14 protein-coding genes are annotated in these 14,861 nt (G+C 39.5%); 2 read left to right on the forward strand and 12 right to left on the reverse strand.

The features are described from left to right. Window positions 1–398: 398 nt before the first annotated feature. On the reverse strand, window positions 399–737 hold the full coding sequence (locus DSOL_RS23775) for a hypothetical protein (RefSeq protein WP_075367227.1): 339 nt from the start codon (window positions 735–737) through the stop codon (window positions 399–401). A 311-nt stretch (window positions 738–1,048) separates the two neighbouring features. Here DSOL_RS23775 and DSOL_RS23780 point away from each other — a divergent pair, with 311 nt between their 5' ends. After that, a complete protein-coding gene (locus DSOL_RS23780) occupies window positions 1,049–1,315 on the forward strand; it encodes a DUF4160 domain-containing protein (RefSeq protein ID WP_073030642.1) in 267 nt (88 codons plus the stop codon). Window positions 1,316–1,320: 5 nt separating this feature from the next. Next, complete coding sequence (locus DSOL_RS23785; protein WP_073030641.1) at window positions 1,321–1,557, forward strand: DUF2442 domain-containing protein; 237 nt, start codon at window positions 1,321–1,323, stop codon at window positions 1,555–1,557. Between the two features lie 243 nt (window positions 1,558–1,800). On the opposite strand, the gene DSOL_RS28215 is transcribed toward DSOL_RS23785, so the two are convergent. From DSOL_RS28215 to DSOL_RS23835, 11 genes are all read right to left on the reverse strand, one after another. Then, window positions 1,801–1,968: a hypothetical protein gene (locus DSOL_RS28215; protein WP_170871603.1), complete on the reverse strand. Its 168-nt coding sequence runs from the start codon at window positions 1,966–1,968 to the stop codon at window positions 1,801–1,803. A 225-nt stretch (window positions 1,969–2,193) separates the two neighbouring features. Beyond that, the gene (locus DSOL_RS23790; RefSeq protein ID WP_075367228.1) at window positions 2,194–2,622 is read right to left on the reverse strand and encodes a hypothetical protein; all 429 of its coding nucleotides are present in this window, start codon (window positions 2,620–2,622) and stop codon (window positions 2,194–2,196) included. 85 nt (window positions 2,623–2,707) lie between these two features. Further along, window positions 2,708–3,457 carry a DUF4367 domain-containing protein gene (locus tag DSOL_RS23795; RefSeq protein ID WP_075367229.1) on the reverse strand — a complete coding sequence of 250 codons (750 nt, stop codon included), beginning with the start codon at window positions 3,455–3,457 and terminating at the stop codon, window positions 2,708–2,710. Next, window positions 3,450–3,920 carry an RNA polymerase sigma factor gene (locus DSOL_RS23800; RefSeq protein WP_345788423.1) on the reverse strand — a complete coding sequence of 157 codons (471 nt, stop codon included), beginning with the start codon at window positions 3,918–3,920 and terminating at the stop codon, window positions 3,450–3,452. The genes DSOL_RS23795 and DSOL_RS23800 overlap by 8 nt, the downstream gene beginning before the upstream one ends. 484 nt (window positions 3,921–4,404) lie before the next feature. After that, window positions 4,405–4,653, reverse strand: coding sequence for a putative quinol monooxygenase (locus DSOL_RS23805; protein ID WP_235838977.1), 249 nt, complete (start codon window positions 4,651–4,653; stop codon window positions 4,405–4,407). A gap of 166 nt (window positions 4,654–4,819) precedes the next feature. Then, a complete protein-coding gene (locus DSOL_RS23810; protein WP_075367230.1) occupies window positions 4,820–5,539 on the reverse strand; it encodes an SH3 domain-containing protein in 720 nt (239 codons plus the stop codon). Window positions 5,540–5,616: 77 nt separating this feature from the next. After that, window positions 5,617–7,197 carry an NHL repeat-containing protein gene (locus DSOL_RS23815; RefSeq protein ID WP_075367231.1) on the reverse strand — a complete coding sequence of 527 codons (1,581 nt, stop codon included), beginning with the start codon at window positions 7,195–7,197 and terminating at the stop codon, window positions 5,617–5,619. 125 nt (window positions 7,198–7,322) lie between these two features. Continuing rightward, a complete protein-coding gene (locus tag DSOL_RS23820; RefSeq protein ID WP_075367232.1) occupies window positions 7,323–7,751 on the reverse strand; it encodes a hypothetical protein in 429 nt (142 codons plus the stop codon). 130 nt (window positions 7,752–7,881) lie between these two features. Then, entirely contained in the window at window positions 7,882–8,091 is a 210-nt protein-coding gene (locus tag DSOL_RS29845) for a DUF4367 domain-containing protein (RefSeq protein ID WP_345788422.1), read from the reverse strand. A gap of 210 nt (window positions 8,092–8,301) precedes the next feature. Further along, complete coding sequence (locus tag DSOL_RS23830) at window positions 8,302–11,532, reverse strand: DEAD/DEAH box helicase (RefSeq protein WP_075367233.1); 3,231 nt, start codon at window positions 11,530–11,532, stop codon at window positions 8,302–8,304. Window positions 11,533–11,644: 112 nt separating this feature from the next. Beyond that, on the reverse strand, window positions 11,645–14,629 hold the full coding sequence (locus DSOL_RS23835) for an AAA family ATPase (RefSeq protein ID WP_075367234.1): 2,985 nt from the start codon (window positions 14,627–14,629) through the stop codon (window positions 11,645–11,647). Window positions 14,630–14,861: the final 232 nt, after the last annotated feature.

A 14,861-nucleotide genomic window follows, 5' to 3' on the forward strand; every position in this document is an offset into this window, starting at 1 on the left:
TTTATACTGAGTTGCGACTCAAAGGCCATCTGAACGAAAATAAGGTGCTCCGCGTTAAATGCGAAGCACCTTGTTTTTTCATATACTGGTAGCAAGAGTGAATCAAACCTTCACCGTCTTCTTCATCACAAACCCCGGGCACGACTCCTTCATCTTCCAGACAATACTGATCTGTGCCGAACCATAGTGATTCTGAACGTCTGCCAACCCGAGACAGGTATAGGGTGATGTCCGAATTCCTCTGTCCGTTTGATTTTCTGAAAAGGCTGAGTAATAGCCCAAGCAACAGGGATTTCGTCATAAGGTAAGGTTTGGCGATAAAATGTAGAGAATACTGATGACAGAAATTTGTTTTTCAAAATTTCGAACCATATCTTCCAATACAACTATCTCTAATTCTACACATTGACTCCAAGCCCTCTTAAAATAAATCGTGTACTAAAATTTACGCTTTTAGAAGCTAAATTGGTGTTAATTATAAAGGTTGTTTCGGCTGTTCCAAAAAGCAATAATAATTGATTTTCAGAGGTTGATCCAGACTTAGCAATGATTATCATGACACTTTTGTCAGGACGTAGAGCAATGACCAGTAAGTCTCCTTCATTTGCTTCACTCATAGCCATATTTTCCGAATAATAAAGTCTAAATTCAGAGGATTGAGAAGGGTTATTTTCACTTGCATCGTCCCAAGAGATGGTTCCGAAGTCTAATAGCTCCTCTGACTCTTCGTCTGACAAATATAAATACTTTTTGTTGGAACATTAAGCAGCTTTTCGCATCCTAAGATTTGTTTAATGTTAGAGACTTCGCTAAACTCATGCTTGTGCGGATCGGTGGCCAATGGGAAAACTTCCACCGAATAGAGATAAACCTAGTACTTGATCGGAAAGGTGAGCGGAGGTTAACCGTTCCGCCTAGTAGGGACGGGCTGAGGTTTGGTCATGTCGCACTGCAAGACATTATCTTGGATTTTTTCCCATTATGTAGATTTCTCTCTTCATTCTGTGCTAATATAAAAGTACTAAGAAATACTTTTAGGGGTGATACCATGCCTTTAATTTCACACTTTTATGGGATTTTAATAAGGATGTTTTTTAATGATCAAGAACAGCACCATCTACCCCATTTTCATGCGATTTATGGAGAATATTCCGGTTCTTTTTCACTCGATGGTGAAATTATAACAGGAAATATCCCAAAGAAACAACTGAAGCTTATTGCTGCCTGGGCTACAATCCATATGGAGGAACTTGAGGCACTATGGAAGTCCGTTCAGGAGACTGGGGAGTATTTTACCATTAAGGGTTTGGAGTGATTAAGATGGTACCAAGACCAAAAGAAGTTAAGCCATTGAACAACTTCAGCTTGCAAGTGCTTTTTGATAACGGAGAGACGAAGATTTATGATATGTCAAAGCTAATTGAGGAGCCGTTTTATCGGAAATTGAAAAATAAGCATATGTTTAATACAGTTAAAGTGAGTGATATCACTTTAGAATGGGCATCTGGCGAGGATATATGCCCCGATGAGCTATATAATAACAGTAAAAATGCATAAAGTGTCAATGCTTATAGCCGCTAATATTGTCGAACAAGGTGCTCCGCGTCAACCCGCGGAACAACTTGTTCTTTTATGTCTAGCAACCGAAGGAATATGTTGTCTCGTCCATATTTAATGTACCGACTCCATAAAAGTTATCCGGGAAAACAAGATGCCCTACCCAGTTCCATCCCACAAAAAAACCAGCATCTCCCTAATATTTCGTACAACATCTACCTCTGTCTGCAGTGACCAGCCATCTCAAACCTTCACCGTCTTCTTCACCACAAACCCCGGCAACGACTCCTTCATCTTCCAAACAATACTGATCGGTGCTGAGCCATAGTGACTTTGAAAATCTCCCAAGCCGAGACAGGTATAGGGTGATGTAAGCTTCTCCTTTTCTTTGTATTCCCTCACAAAGAACAAAACATTTCCGCCATTAAGCGATTGGTTTCATCAGCGTAAGAGATAGAATTACTACTCCAGCGAATATTCCAAGTCCTGTAAATAATTTCTTTGTGTTCATGATTAATAAACCACCTTTCCATTTTTTTAAACAAAAATAAATACTATACGTGTCTACCTCCTTGTAAATAATCGTTTAAAATCATTTGTAATCTATTTGCATGAAATTGAAGCATGTAAATATTCCTAATACCAATAACTTGAACCCGTGTAAGAAGTTTGCTCTACCAGAGTATCATTCTGATAGACTGCTCCGGTTGAAACTAGCCGGTAATTATAACCGCTCACGACATACCACTTTTGATTCAGATATCCGCTGTTGTTATAAGAAGTACTCGTCCAACTTTTGATTGTCTGCCAACTGCCATTGATGTATTGTTGGATGCTGGCATTAATGACTACTTTGTTTATGTTGCTACGTGCATAGAGGCTTGTATCAAATTGAGCTAGTCCACTGCCGGAAATTTCAAAGGAATTTGTGAATTCAGTGATGCTGACCCATAATGGTCCTAGTTCTGAGTTGGTTACTTGATTTGTCCCAAGGGCAAACGCGTGCATGGGAGCCAGGCAAAGAATTAAAAGTGACAGTACGAGTGCTGCCGTTCTCTTTCTCATAAAAATCACCCCCTTTCATTTATCCTTCATACAAATAAACGAAAGAGGGTGACTTTTTGTAACACTTTTTTTGGAAATATTTTCATTATTTTTTGCTTATACTTTTAGCCATTTTAATCATCTCTGCTTTATCTACTTCTCCTATAAGGGAAAACAGAAATTCTTCCTTCCAGACAATACTGACAAGTCCTTGTTTCTCGGCTAAAAGTCCATCGCGGTTGTGTATTGAAATATTTTCGACAGTGGCACCTTCCGTATCTACTCTTAAGTCTGTATCGCTACTTCGATACTGGGTGAATCGAATTGTTTGGCCTTGCTCATTTGAATAATAAATAACATTTAACATATCTCTTTCTTCTGTTTTAACAACTTTAAAACCATGGGGAATGTAGTTTGGAACATATCCACTCCAGTTCGGCGGGATTTGCTCGATAGCCTGTTTCGTTTGACCGTTATTTTCATCTGTCGTTTTAATGCTAGTGTATTGATTCTGGATATTTAAAATGATATTTAAGGCTTTCACTCTTAAAGCTTGAACACTAGCCACGACTATCGTAAAACTTCCTAACAAGACCAGCAAAAAGATCGCTACTTTTGGCAGGAACCTGACGGTCCTTTTTCTTATCTTCATAAATGTTTCTTTTCTGTCATGCCTAGCAATCAGCTTCTTCATTCTCCGGTCAAATTCCGGCGGAAGGGCAAAATCAGGAGCAGAATCATCCTCAATCGAATTCTCAGCGATTATGGTTTCGACATGACAGGCTGCGGCATATTCGAAGAGTGCTTCCAGCACTTTTTCCTTGGCCTGCACCTTCGCTGGTTCGTGTTCACTCATGATTTGTCGCCTCCTGTTCCTGAGATAATAATCTGATCAGACTCTTTCTGGCCCGGTGAAGCCGTGTTCGGACGTTTTCGGGTGTAATATTTAAAATCCGGGATATTTCCTCATCTTCATAGTAATAAAAAAATTTAAGCGAAAGAATATCGGCATAAGACGAATGCAATTCTCTAATTTTCTCTGCCACTCTGGTAAACGTTTCATTATTCATTAGAATTTCTTCAACACTTGGTCCCGATTCGGATAAATCTTCTTCAATCTCTTCAATAGAAACGCTATATTGCTTTTTCCTCAGTCGATAGATATCAATGGCAACGTTTCTAACAATAATAATGAATAAGGCCCTTATTTTGTTACAGTCAGTTCCAATGACCTTTTCAAGATTATTGGAAATATTGATAAAAGCTTCCTGAACTGCATCCTGAGCCAGATGTTCATCATTTAAAATCCTATATGCTATATGCTACCTTATACATCCGAGAAGCATGTTCTTCATACAAAGCTTCTAGTCTGCTGCGGTTTTCTTTATTTTGTATCGCAGCAAAAATAATCAGCATGCATTTTTCTCCTTTTCATAGTATTTATTATTGAAGGGGTGAACGTATTAAGTTTCTTGTTGTGCTAATATTAGGGTATTCGCTAGCATAATTCATTTACCTTTTTAAATTTGAGTTTGATTAGAGTGTCAAGTTGAGTAAAAGCTCCCCTTGTACGATTTGAACAAGGGGAGCTTTCAATAACATAGGTATGAAAAGGATCTATAATTTTTTTATGAAAGGTCCTGTTGCTATTAGACTAACCGGGGAAGGCCAACCGTAAAGTAATAGGAGGCTTTCGCTTCAACACGCGAAGGCCTCCTATTACTTATTACTTTTATGTCTGGCGTCAATCGCTCGCTGCAGCCAATTAAACTTCTTCAAGAAATTTAACCTGGATCTTACCCTCTAGCAGGTCTTCAAACTTTTGGGCTGCTTCCTGAAAATAGGCTGAATCCCCATGGGCTTTGAAGGCCTCTTTATCCTTGTACTTTTCAAGAAGACTATTTCAGTTGGGTCATTCTTTACCACATGGGGTATGTACATCAAACAGTCCTTTTCCTTAGCAAGAACTTTTTTGGCCAATTGAGTACAAATTTCGGTCACTTCGACCTCTTTGCCAGGTTTTACTTTTAAGGTTGCCAGTAACGTAAACAATTCCAAACAACTCCTTTGTTTTCCCACTCTGAACGCTGTTCGAGATATTCACTCACTTTCTTACACAGGATCCTTTTCCGACTTATTCAAGGTTACGACGAAAATATCCAACTTTTTTTCGCTCAGGTAGAGAACCGAGGATTGCGAGGTTAGTGCTTAGGAATTATTAATCAATTTTTGTATATAAGATATCACTTGATTTTACCCAAGCATCCCATTCAGAAGGTCCCGAAACCCATATGAACTCACCTTGTCTTTTTTTAAGCCTTACTTGCATTGAGTATTGGACTGTTGTTGGATTAACTGAACTTATCTTGTTAAAATCCAATATTTCATACGCTGGACAGCCAACCCTCAAAAAGCCTTCATTGGGTTCTACTTCTGATGGTAAGGCAAGAAGATTTTCTTTTATCCATGTAACGGAAATGCTGGGGATATCAAACTGAATGATAGAAACTTGTATCCAATCATCCCAACGGAATAACGGTTTTATTAAATTCCCTTTTTCTAATTCCACAATAGTGGGGCCCTCTGGGTAAAGTTGCCCTTGAGTTTTTTCTTTTAGTATCATATAGTCTGTGTTTAATTTTAATAATTTTGCATCACTATTTTCATTAATAATAAACCACTTTAAAATCCAACCACTTTGGCCATTTGCCTCAATTAGTGCCCAATCATCTTCGGTTTTTAAAATTGAAACTAATTCCCCCCCTGGTATCTTTACCTTAGATTCTTCATAAGCTTTTGCTGAAGGTTCCTTAAGAAGACTGTAATTGGAACCTGGCATCAATATTTTAGTAGAATTTCTTTTTAATTGGAAGCTAAAATTATTCCAAGCTAATAAAAGAATGATAAGAAGCATTGCAAAAAAACTTATTTTTTTCAATATTACCACCCTTTACATTTAGAAAAGATTGATGAGGTATGGCTATAACCATACCTCATCGTATATTATATTCTTGATTAATAATACTTATAGGTTCTACACTTATAACCACTTAATGATGACCAATAACGATCATACGCTTTACATTTATCAAGTCCGCTAGTGGTAGCTTCATAAGTAAAGAAATGATCAGAGTTACCATAATCCGCACCCTTCCACAAAACGATATGATCCGTGGGATGAACAACAATATCGCAATTTCCCAGCTGGCTTACATTTATATCATTGAACAATGATGTATTGCTATAAAAGTCTCCCGTTCCCCATTTACTAGTAAAAGCAAAGCAGGCGGAAACATAACCTGAACAATCGAGACCTGCTGTACCTGATTTATAATAACCTGAACAGTAAACATTACCTGCATTTGCACCATAACTCATTGCATTACCGTAATTACTCCAAGAAGATGAGGAGCTAGTATTTAATGAATCAAATCCACCCCAACAATATGGAATACCCGTGGCACTGTAAGGAATATTTACAGTGCTCAACCAATCCGGAAATGTAACACCAGACATACTTTTACGATTATTTGAGTTCAATGTCCAGCTATAATTATTTATATAATACCCATTATTTTCTACCTGAGATCTTGTTAAATAATTTATAGCTAACATTGAAGAATTTTTATTGATATCGGATTCCGGATTTTTATAACTCTTTTCGAACTCTTTTTTTAATTCAGGCATACGGGAAGTGAAATTTGTGATTGTATTTAGTTTAACAACATCGATTGAATACGCTTTAGGTACTAATGCAAAGACTCCATCTTCAGTAACATCTGTATATCGGTCTGGATGAGCTTTATATAATTCTAGTGGAACCCTTGCTGTGCCAATTAATCCCCCTTTTGAATCATATTCCTTAACTGTTTGTTCAACTGTAATAATAGGTACATCAAGCAGTTCCTCAGTTGTTACAAACAAATTACCACTTTTATCAATATGGGTAAGACTCATTGAGCCCAGCAGTTCATTAGAATTAAAGTCAATGTTTAAACCAGTTTCTGATAATAACAAATTCCCCTTATAATTTGAATTCTTATTAAACTTGAAAAAATTTTGTCTTACGCTTCCAATTTTAAGATCTTTATCAAATTTAGTCAATGATCCATTTCCAGTCTTTAAAAGAACATTACCATCCTTATCTAAATCAAGGGTCAGTGTTCCTTTATTACTATAATCGGCTAGATCTATCAAAGCTATTTGTTTACCGTCTTGTTGAAAAGAAGCTAATTTTTTTGTTTCTTTGTCAACAACATAAATAATATCTTTTGATACCCTAATATCAGAAGCAGCTAGTAAACCTTTTACTTGAAAGTCATTTACCTTCTTACCATCTTTAAATATGAATACTTTATTTTTTTCTCCATCAAGAATGTAAATAAAGTTGCCCTGGACTGCAAAACTTGTAGGCCCAGTAGCATAGCCATCTCCATTAACCTCATATTCGAGGCCACTATTTTCCAATGGAATTGAGAGGAATATATTATAATCAGTGGTACCATTTGTCGCATTGGCATAAACTGGCATATTGAAATAAAGTAATAAACTAAGAATAGCTAAGAAAATTCCTATTAATTTTTTGCTGGTTTTCATCAATTTTACCCCCATTCTTAACTTGCAAATTAGCTAAACTTTAAATGGCTTTTTGATTTTTTGAAGAATATGAAATTAAAAGGCTATTTCTTCCTCAAATTTCATTGGAGAGTGTGAACCTTAAATTAATACCAATAACTTGAACCCGTGTAAGAAGTTTGCTCTACCAGAGTATCATTCTGATAGACTGCTCCGTTTGAAACTAGCCGGTAATTATAACCGCTCACGACATACCACTTTTGATTCAGATATCCGCTGTTGCTATAAGAAGTACTCGTCCAACTTTTGATTGTCTGCCAACTGCCATTGATGTATTGTTGGATGCTGGCATTAATGACTACTTTGTTTATGTTGCTTCGCGCATAAAGGCTTGTATCAAATTGAGCTAGTCCGCCGCCGGAAATTCCAAAGGAATTTGTGAATTCCGTGATGCTGACCCATAATGGTCCAATTTCTGAGTTGGTCACTTGATTTGTACCGAGGGCAAACGCCTGCATGGGAGCCACGCAAAGAATTAAAAGTGACAGGACGAGTGCTGCTGCTCTCTTTCTCATAAAAATCACCCCCTTTCATTTATCCCTTCATACAAATAAACGAAAGAAGGTGGCTTTTTGTGACACTTCTTTTGGAAATATCTTCATTTATTTTCGGCATATACTATCGGCCATTTTAATCATCTCTGCTTTATCTGCTTCTCCTATAAGAGGAAACAGAAATTCTTCCTTCCAGACAATACTGACAAGTCCTTGTTTCTCGGCTAAAAGTGCATCGCAGTTGTGTATTTTGGACAGTAGCACCTTCCGTATCTACTTTTAAGTCTGTATTGCTACTTCGATACTGGGTGAATCGAATGGTTTGGCCTTGCTCATTTGAATAATAAATAGCATCTAACATATCTCTTTCTTCTGTTTTACAACTTTAAAACCATGGGGAATGTAGTTGGGAACATATCCACTCCAGTTCGGCGGGATTTGAAAAGCTCCCCTTACAATTTGAACAAGGGGAGCCTCTGATAATGCTAAGTATGAACGGAATCTTAATTTTTTTATGAAAGGCCCTGTTGCTTTTCTTTATATCTTTCAAGTAATGTAATAAATCCAAAAGTCAAACCTTCACCGTCTTCTTCATCACAAACCCCGGCAACGACTCCTTCATCTTCCACACAATGCTGATCGGTGCCGAACCATAGTGACTCTGAAAATCTGCCAAGCCAAGACAGGTATAGGGTGATGTAAGCTTCTCCTCTTCTTTGTATTCCCTCACAAAGAACAACACATTCCCGCCATTGACTGCTTGGTTAAGATACCGCTGACCTGTAACCGATTCCTCCGTCGTTCGACTCTGGGATTGCCAATGAAATAACTCCTCATTAATGGAGTAATCCTGATACATCGTGGAAGGAGAATAATCCTTTTCCGACTTATTCAAAGTCACGAAGAAAACATCCAACTTCTTTTCGCTCAGGTAGAGAACTCCTTCCCGGAAAGAGCTCTTCTTTTGTTCCGTATGTTTCCCAAGAGCCACCAAAATTTGATCCGTGGTATAGGAGCAATATAAATCCAACGGGTTTTCATTTCCCAATTCAGCCAGTGACTTGTGCACGAAATCGATTTTCACATACTGATAATCTAGTAAGCCCGTCAGTTCTCCGTAAAGTAAGGGATCCTCAATCGCCCAGTAAAGGGCTGCTTCAATCGAAGGGAAACGATTGCCCAGATCAGCCAAGCCCTTGGCGAACAGCGTATAGTAAAACATGGCGAGCATGGTTCTTTCCACTGCTGGCAAGGGGTGCGCCAAAACCCCTTTGCTCGATTGTATCTGAGGCAGGATCGTCTGGATGAAACGAATCCAGCGCCTGGAATTTATGAAAGACAATCTACCAAGTGCAAAGGCTAACAAACGCTCCCTTTCTTGATCTACTTTATGTCCCTTGAGCAAATCGGCCTGAGCCGCTAATCCCACCACAGTAACCTTCTTGCTGTACACATCTTGTGGCGTTACATGGTAACCCTCAAAAAACTCCCTGACGTTCAGCTCTCGTTTAATTTCCATGAAGTCATGGAGCTTGCTGATCAAGTTTCGTTTATTATTAACCGCATTGCGGATGTTCTCTAAAATATAGTCCTGGGCCTGCTTTTCTAATTGGATAGAGCATCCTCTAGGTACATTAGCAAAACCATGCTTGATGTCATGCTCAACCGTTTTCCGAGTCCTGGACAACAGCGCTTTGAAGCGATCTTCAAACGAATACTTCTTGTGAGCTTGTCCCACGAAATCCAAGACTGTCAGGGCTTCTTTGCCCTCGCTTAGCCTTAAACCACGACCCAACTGCTGTAAAAAGACGGTTAAGCTTTCCGTAGGGCGTAAGAAAAGTACCGTATTCACCTCGGGAATATCGATTCCTTCATTATATATATCCACCACAAAAACGAACTTAATTTCCATTGTTACTAGACGGCGCTTCACACTATCCCGAACACAGTCCTCGGATTCTGCAATAAGGAATTCCGAAGGGATCCCGGATTTGTTAAAGATCTCGGACATGAATTCAGCATGCTTTTTGGTTAGACAAAACCCAATTCCGATAATGTCCGAACGTTCTAAGCAATACCTTTCAATGGCCTCGATGACATTCCCGACGCGTTTAACCGCGACCGCTCGCTCAAAAACAAAGAGGTTTTCTATTTCCCGCTCATCATACTTTCCAGCAACCCAACGCACGTGACTTAGGTCAACATTATCTGTCACGCCAAAATAATGAAAAGGGCTGAGCAGCTTTCGTTCAATCGCTTCCCATAACCTAATTTCAGCCGCAATCCTGCCTTCAAAATAGGAATAGATACTTCGTCCATCCGCTCTCTCTGGTGTTGCCGTTAGCCCCAGCAAGATCGTAGGCCTGTAGTAATCTAAAAGTTCTTGATAGGACGGGGCCGCTGCATGATGGAATTCGTCAATCACGATATAATCATAGAAATCAGGCGGGGTTATCTCTGTCGGTTCTTTGGAGTTAAAAGATTGGATCGAAACAAACAAATGATCAAAACTATCGGGCTTTAGTCCTCCGACCATCATCGAGCCGAAGTTAAGATCTTTGAGAATCCCTCGAAAACAAGCCAGACTCTGACTTAATATTTCCTTCCGATGGGCGACAAAGAGTAGTTTGTTTGGTTTACCCGGGTTTGCCCTGCAAAAGTCCCGGTAATCAAAGGCGGCAATAACCGTCTTACCGGTACCCGTGGCTGCAACGACCAAGTTTTTGAACGAATTATGGACTTCCCGTTCTGCTTTCAATTTGTCCAGAATCTCCTGCTGATAATAATAGGGTTTAATGTCAAAGTTAAACGCCACGCTACCCGCTTCATCCTGACTGGATCTTCTCTCAGACTTTAAAGCGTTTCTCAAGCGCTCGGAATCAATTGCCGCGATAAAGGGCGTGAACTCGGGATTATTCCAATACCCTTCAAACGTTGCTCGGATTTTCTCTAGAATGTCCCCAGCGTCATATTGAGATAACTTAATATTCCATTCCAGCCCACTGGTCATCGCTGACTCCGAAATATTGGACGATCCAATATAGACGGTACTGAAGCCGGTATCTCTCCAAAAAACATATGTCTTGGCATGAAGGCGAGTTCGTTCCGTATCATAGGAAATATGTATTCCTGTATTGGACAGTTTACTGAGCTGCTCGACCGCTTTAAAATCCGTGGCGCCAAGATAGGAAGTCGTAATAACCCGCAATTTGCCACCATTGGCTGTAAACTGAGTTAGTTCATTTATAATCAACCTTAAGCCGCTCCACTTAATAAACGACACGAGAAAATCTATCCTGTGACTGCTTAAGATTTCCTTTTTAAGCTCTGACACCATGCTTGGCTCATGAACTGCCCCGGTAAAGAGGGAGTTCTCCGAAATGGACGTGTCTGGTCTGACAATCTTTTCAGAACCAAGCAAGGCTGTTTGTCTACTTGGTTTTTTATCCACCAGGGATAACAGTATCTGGGCATCTTGCTGGATGAGGAAACTTTTAATCCGTTTCAAGGTCACTTCATCCTTTTTAAAACTAAAGCTCCCTTTTTGAATACACTCTGTAATGTACTGTAAAATCCCATTACAGAGATTAACTCGGTCTCTGACAATGGTATCCCCTTCGTCGATATAATCAAAAATCTCGCGCAGAATTCTGGTCAGGTAATCCGCCAGGATTTTGGAAGACTCTGCCGAATCCAGCGGGTGGGTATCTTTTATAACGAGTTCTTGATCAACTTTATTTAGGTTTTCGGTAATGATACCGTTAATGATTTGCTCATATAGACCATAGATAATCTCAGACATGTTACACCTCAAACTTGGACTGTCATTGCTTTATGGAGAATTTTTCGGTGATTAGTCCACACTCAACTTCTCTAGGTAAATTAGTTTTAATTACCGAAAGTTAGATTTGATATTAAACAATGTTGTCTTTACGCAGACGATATAATAACGTTTTCTGTAGAGTTTCAAGGCTAGATGCAATTCCGACCATAACTTTATGAACCCTACTAATTTCATTTTTCATGATTCTATTTCGTTCACTGCAACCATGATGGCTGTTTTGCAGGTCTGTTTCAATTTCACGTAATTTACCATGTAGGATCTCACATGCATCGATCTTATACAATGGGTCGTTTAATTGTGCATGCTCAATCTTCCTAATCAGATCACCTAAAGTATCACGTGGTAATGAGGGAACGCTTGCCCACACCAAAATATCCTTTAATTCGTTTTCGCACCACTCACGAGATGAAGCTACATAGTCTCTCCCCTTCTCAATGTCGGATTCATCCGCATGCCATTCCTCCCATTTTCTATCCGATTCTTCCAACCATTTCTCAATTCGAATCACATCTCGGTTGCTAATCCCGTAACAACTATGATATTGAGCGTCAATATTCTGGCTAGTCAATCGTTTTAGTTCCCGTGGCCATCGCAAATCATGGGACGTTACGATATACTGATGAGCCGAATTTGTGTCAAAGACTACAGACGCGAAACTTCTTTGGTGCTCTTGATCTAACGACGTCAGCGGTTCGTCTATTAGGGTAAAATCAAGCCAATCTCCGCTTGAACTTTGGTTTCCAACCTTCGACAAAGCGAATACATAAGACCATAATAGAGCCCTGATTCGAGAGGAGTTTAGAAATGGGGCCGCTTCGACAACAACATTACGATAACCAACCCAAAATGAGAATAAAATATTACGGTTAACCCTCTTTGAAGACACTTTTCGTAAGGGAAAGTCTTCACCGCTATACAATCTGCCATAAAAATGCTGGAGTTCCGCTTCTACGTTCTCAATATCTGCTACTAAAGAACTATCCGAGAGATTTTTTAAGATATCTAAAGGTAATAAAGCACTCCTAACTAATTTCACAATTTCCAATTTCTTCATGGTATCGGAGTGGGCTTTAGCGCACTTTCTAATTTGCTCCAGGTTTTTGATTGCTTCCTGTAGAGGTTTTACCGCCTCTGCTATTTCGTTCGCCTGACTAAGCACTTTCAATAAGGTCAAGGATTCCGATGAAGTAAATCCTAAGGAGATATCTATTTGCTCTTTAACACTTGGAAAATGTTCCTTTGCCCATTCGACAAATTGAACTCTTTCCGACTGCATACTAATTTCCCTAATCAATTCAAGGATCATGTCCCGAACTGAAGGCTCAAACTCGCTCAAATCAATAGGTTCTATCGATGTGTCGTGAGTAATCCAATCAAAAGAACCATTACCATTAATTATATTTTCCAGAGATTTCTTACCTAATTGCACAAGGGGTTCAAGGCTTCCCTTTAGATACGGGCTAATGTGATCATCAAAAGCCTGCAGAACAAATCCTCCTGGAGATGCAGCCTTAATACTGCTGAATGATAGGGGTAATGCCTTCAAGAGTTTGGCTCTTAGGTTATTGAGTACTTCGACAATGTTTCTGACTTCAGCCCCCTTACTCTGTTGATATTCTGGCAATTCTCTGCGCAAATTATGGTCTGGCGGCAAATTTTGTTCGCATAAAGGACACTGATCAGGCTCAATGTCAGGAGCTATCAACTGGCACGCAACAAGTATTAAGCGAAGTTTTGCTGATTCTCTCTGACGCTGGTACCACTCCAAGGCTAGCCTAAAGTTCTGTTTTGTTTCATCTAATTCATTATTCCAATGGTCAGCGGCGTTGCTATCCCAATCGCTAATCGCCTTGGCAAGGTCGGTGAAAGTTCTCCACGTATCAGGAGATTGTTCTCTAACATTTTCAAAGGCAACTAAAATGTTTTTTCCCAACTGACCCAGTTCTTGTGCTGACGGCTGTTGTTCAAGATTAAGAATATTTACTAGATTAGCCAAACGATTTATCGCAGTATTTTCAAGCCAGCTGATCTTCAAATCTGCCCGTGCAACAAGGTTTCTTTCGCTGCTCCCAGCTGACTGGTATCCCTCTGCGACTTCCTGGGGCAAACTGCGAAGAAGTTCGGCTGATACCAACTGTAATTCATTCTGCGAGCTTTTTGCACTATCTTCTAGTTCATTTATGTATTTGGTGAAAGCTGCTCTAAGACCTGTAACGTAAGTACCATATTTATCGAGGGATTCTAACCCACTTATCTGGATCAAGATTTTGCCGATTTCTGATTCCTTATTAAATTGAATGTGATTAACCCTTCCAGGCATCAGTACTGATACATCTATGCTAACGGGATCTATTGATTCTAAACCTGATACAAGGTCTCCTTTAGCAGGTCGTGACTCACGTCGGATTACTATTGGTGTGGAACCATCGTCTGGTCCTAGGTGCAATTCAACCCAACAAGAGGGCTGGGGATTACCGCCTTCCAGCATAGACAAATCTGGAATAGCAATGTGAGATGGCCAATGTGCTTTGATTGTTCCAAGGTTTTGTGTCTGAGTAGAAAAGTACTTTAAGTCTACATCCGTTGGGGCAGCCGGTAGGCTACGATCCCAAAGCAGTTGTCCACTCAAAGCCCAAACGATAGCGTTGAGGAGAGATGATTTACCTGTACCGTTTACTCCCGTTATCAAATAAGAATCCGAGGTGAACTCAAACGAAAATTCAGGGCCTCCGTATCTCTGTAATCCTCTGAAGTTTTGGGCTATCACTTTACTCAATTTCAGTTTCCGTGTACCCTGGTTTTGCTCACCGGATCTACTAACAATAGGTTGCTCGGTCGTAGTGTTGTTTAAGAGGGGGCCAATCAGCTGAATAATATTTAAGATTTTTTCTCTTCCAAGGGGTGGTTCCAGTTCCTTAGAGGTTAACTGACGAACCTGATTTAGGGCAATCAAGGATGGCTGCGAAAAAGGTCCGAACTGCGAGCTACCAATATGTACGGTTTGGCCGTTAGCTAACACGTCGAGAATTTTTTTCTCGCGAGGGGATTCGTTCATTCGACAACACCTCCGCTTTCCATGAATAGCAATCTGTTTGTGATTAGCAAAGTCAAATTTCAATCCTCATAGTGACTAATAGACAATATATTCATACTCTATTCGTCTATAGACAGTGTTCTACAAAAAATTAGCCAATACCTTCCAAACCTTCATAATAAATAGAAATTATATGCAATCGTTTCTATCTTTGCTTTATCTTGATTTTCATACTATAAAGATTATCAAATAG

Source organism: Desulfosporosinus metallidurans (assembly GCF_001936615.1).
Taxonomy (GTDB): domain Bacteria; phylum Bacillota; class Desulfitobacteriia; order Desulfitobacteriales; family Desulfitobacteriaceae; genus Desulfosporosinus; species Desulfosporosinus metallidurans.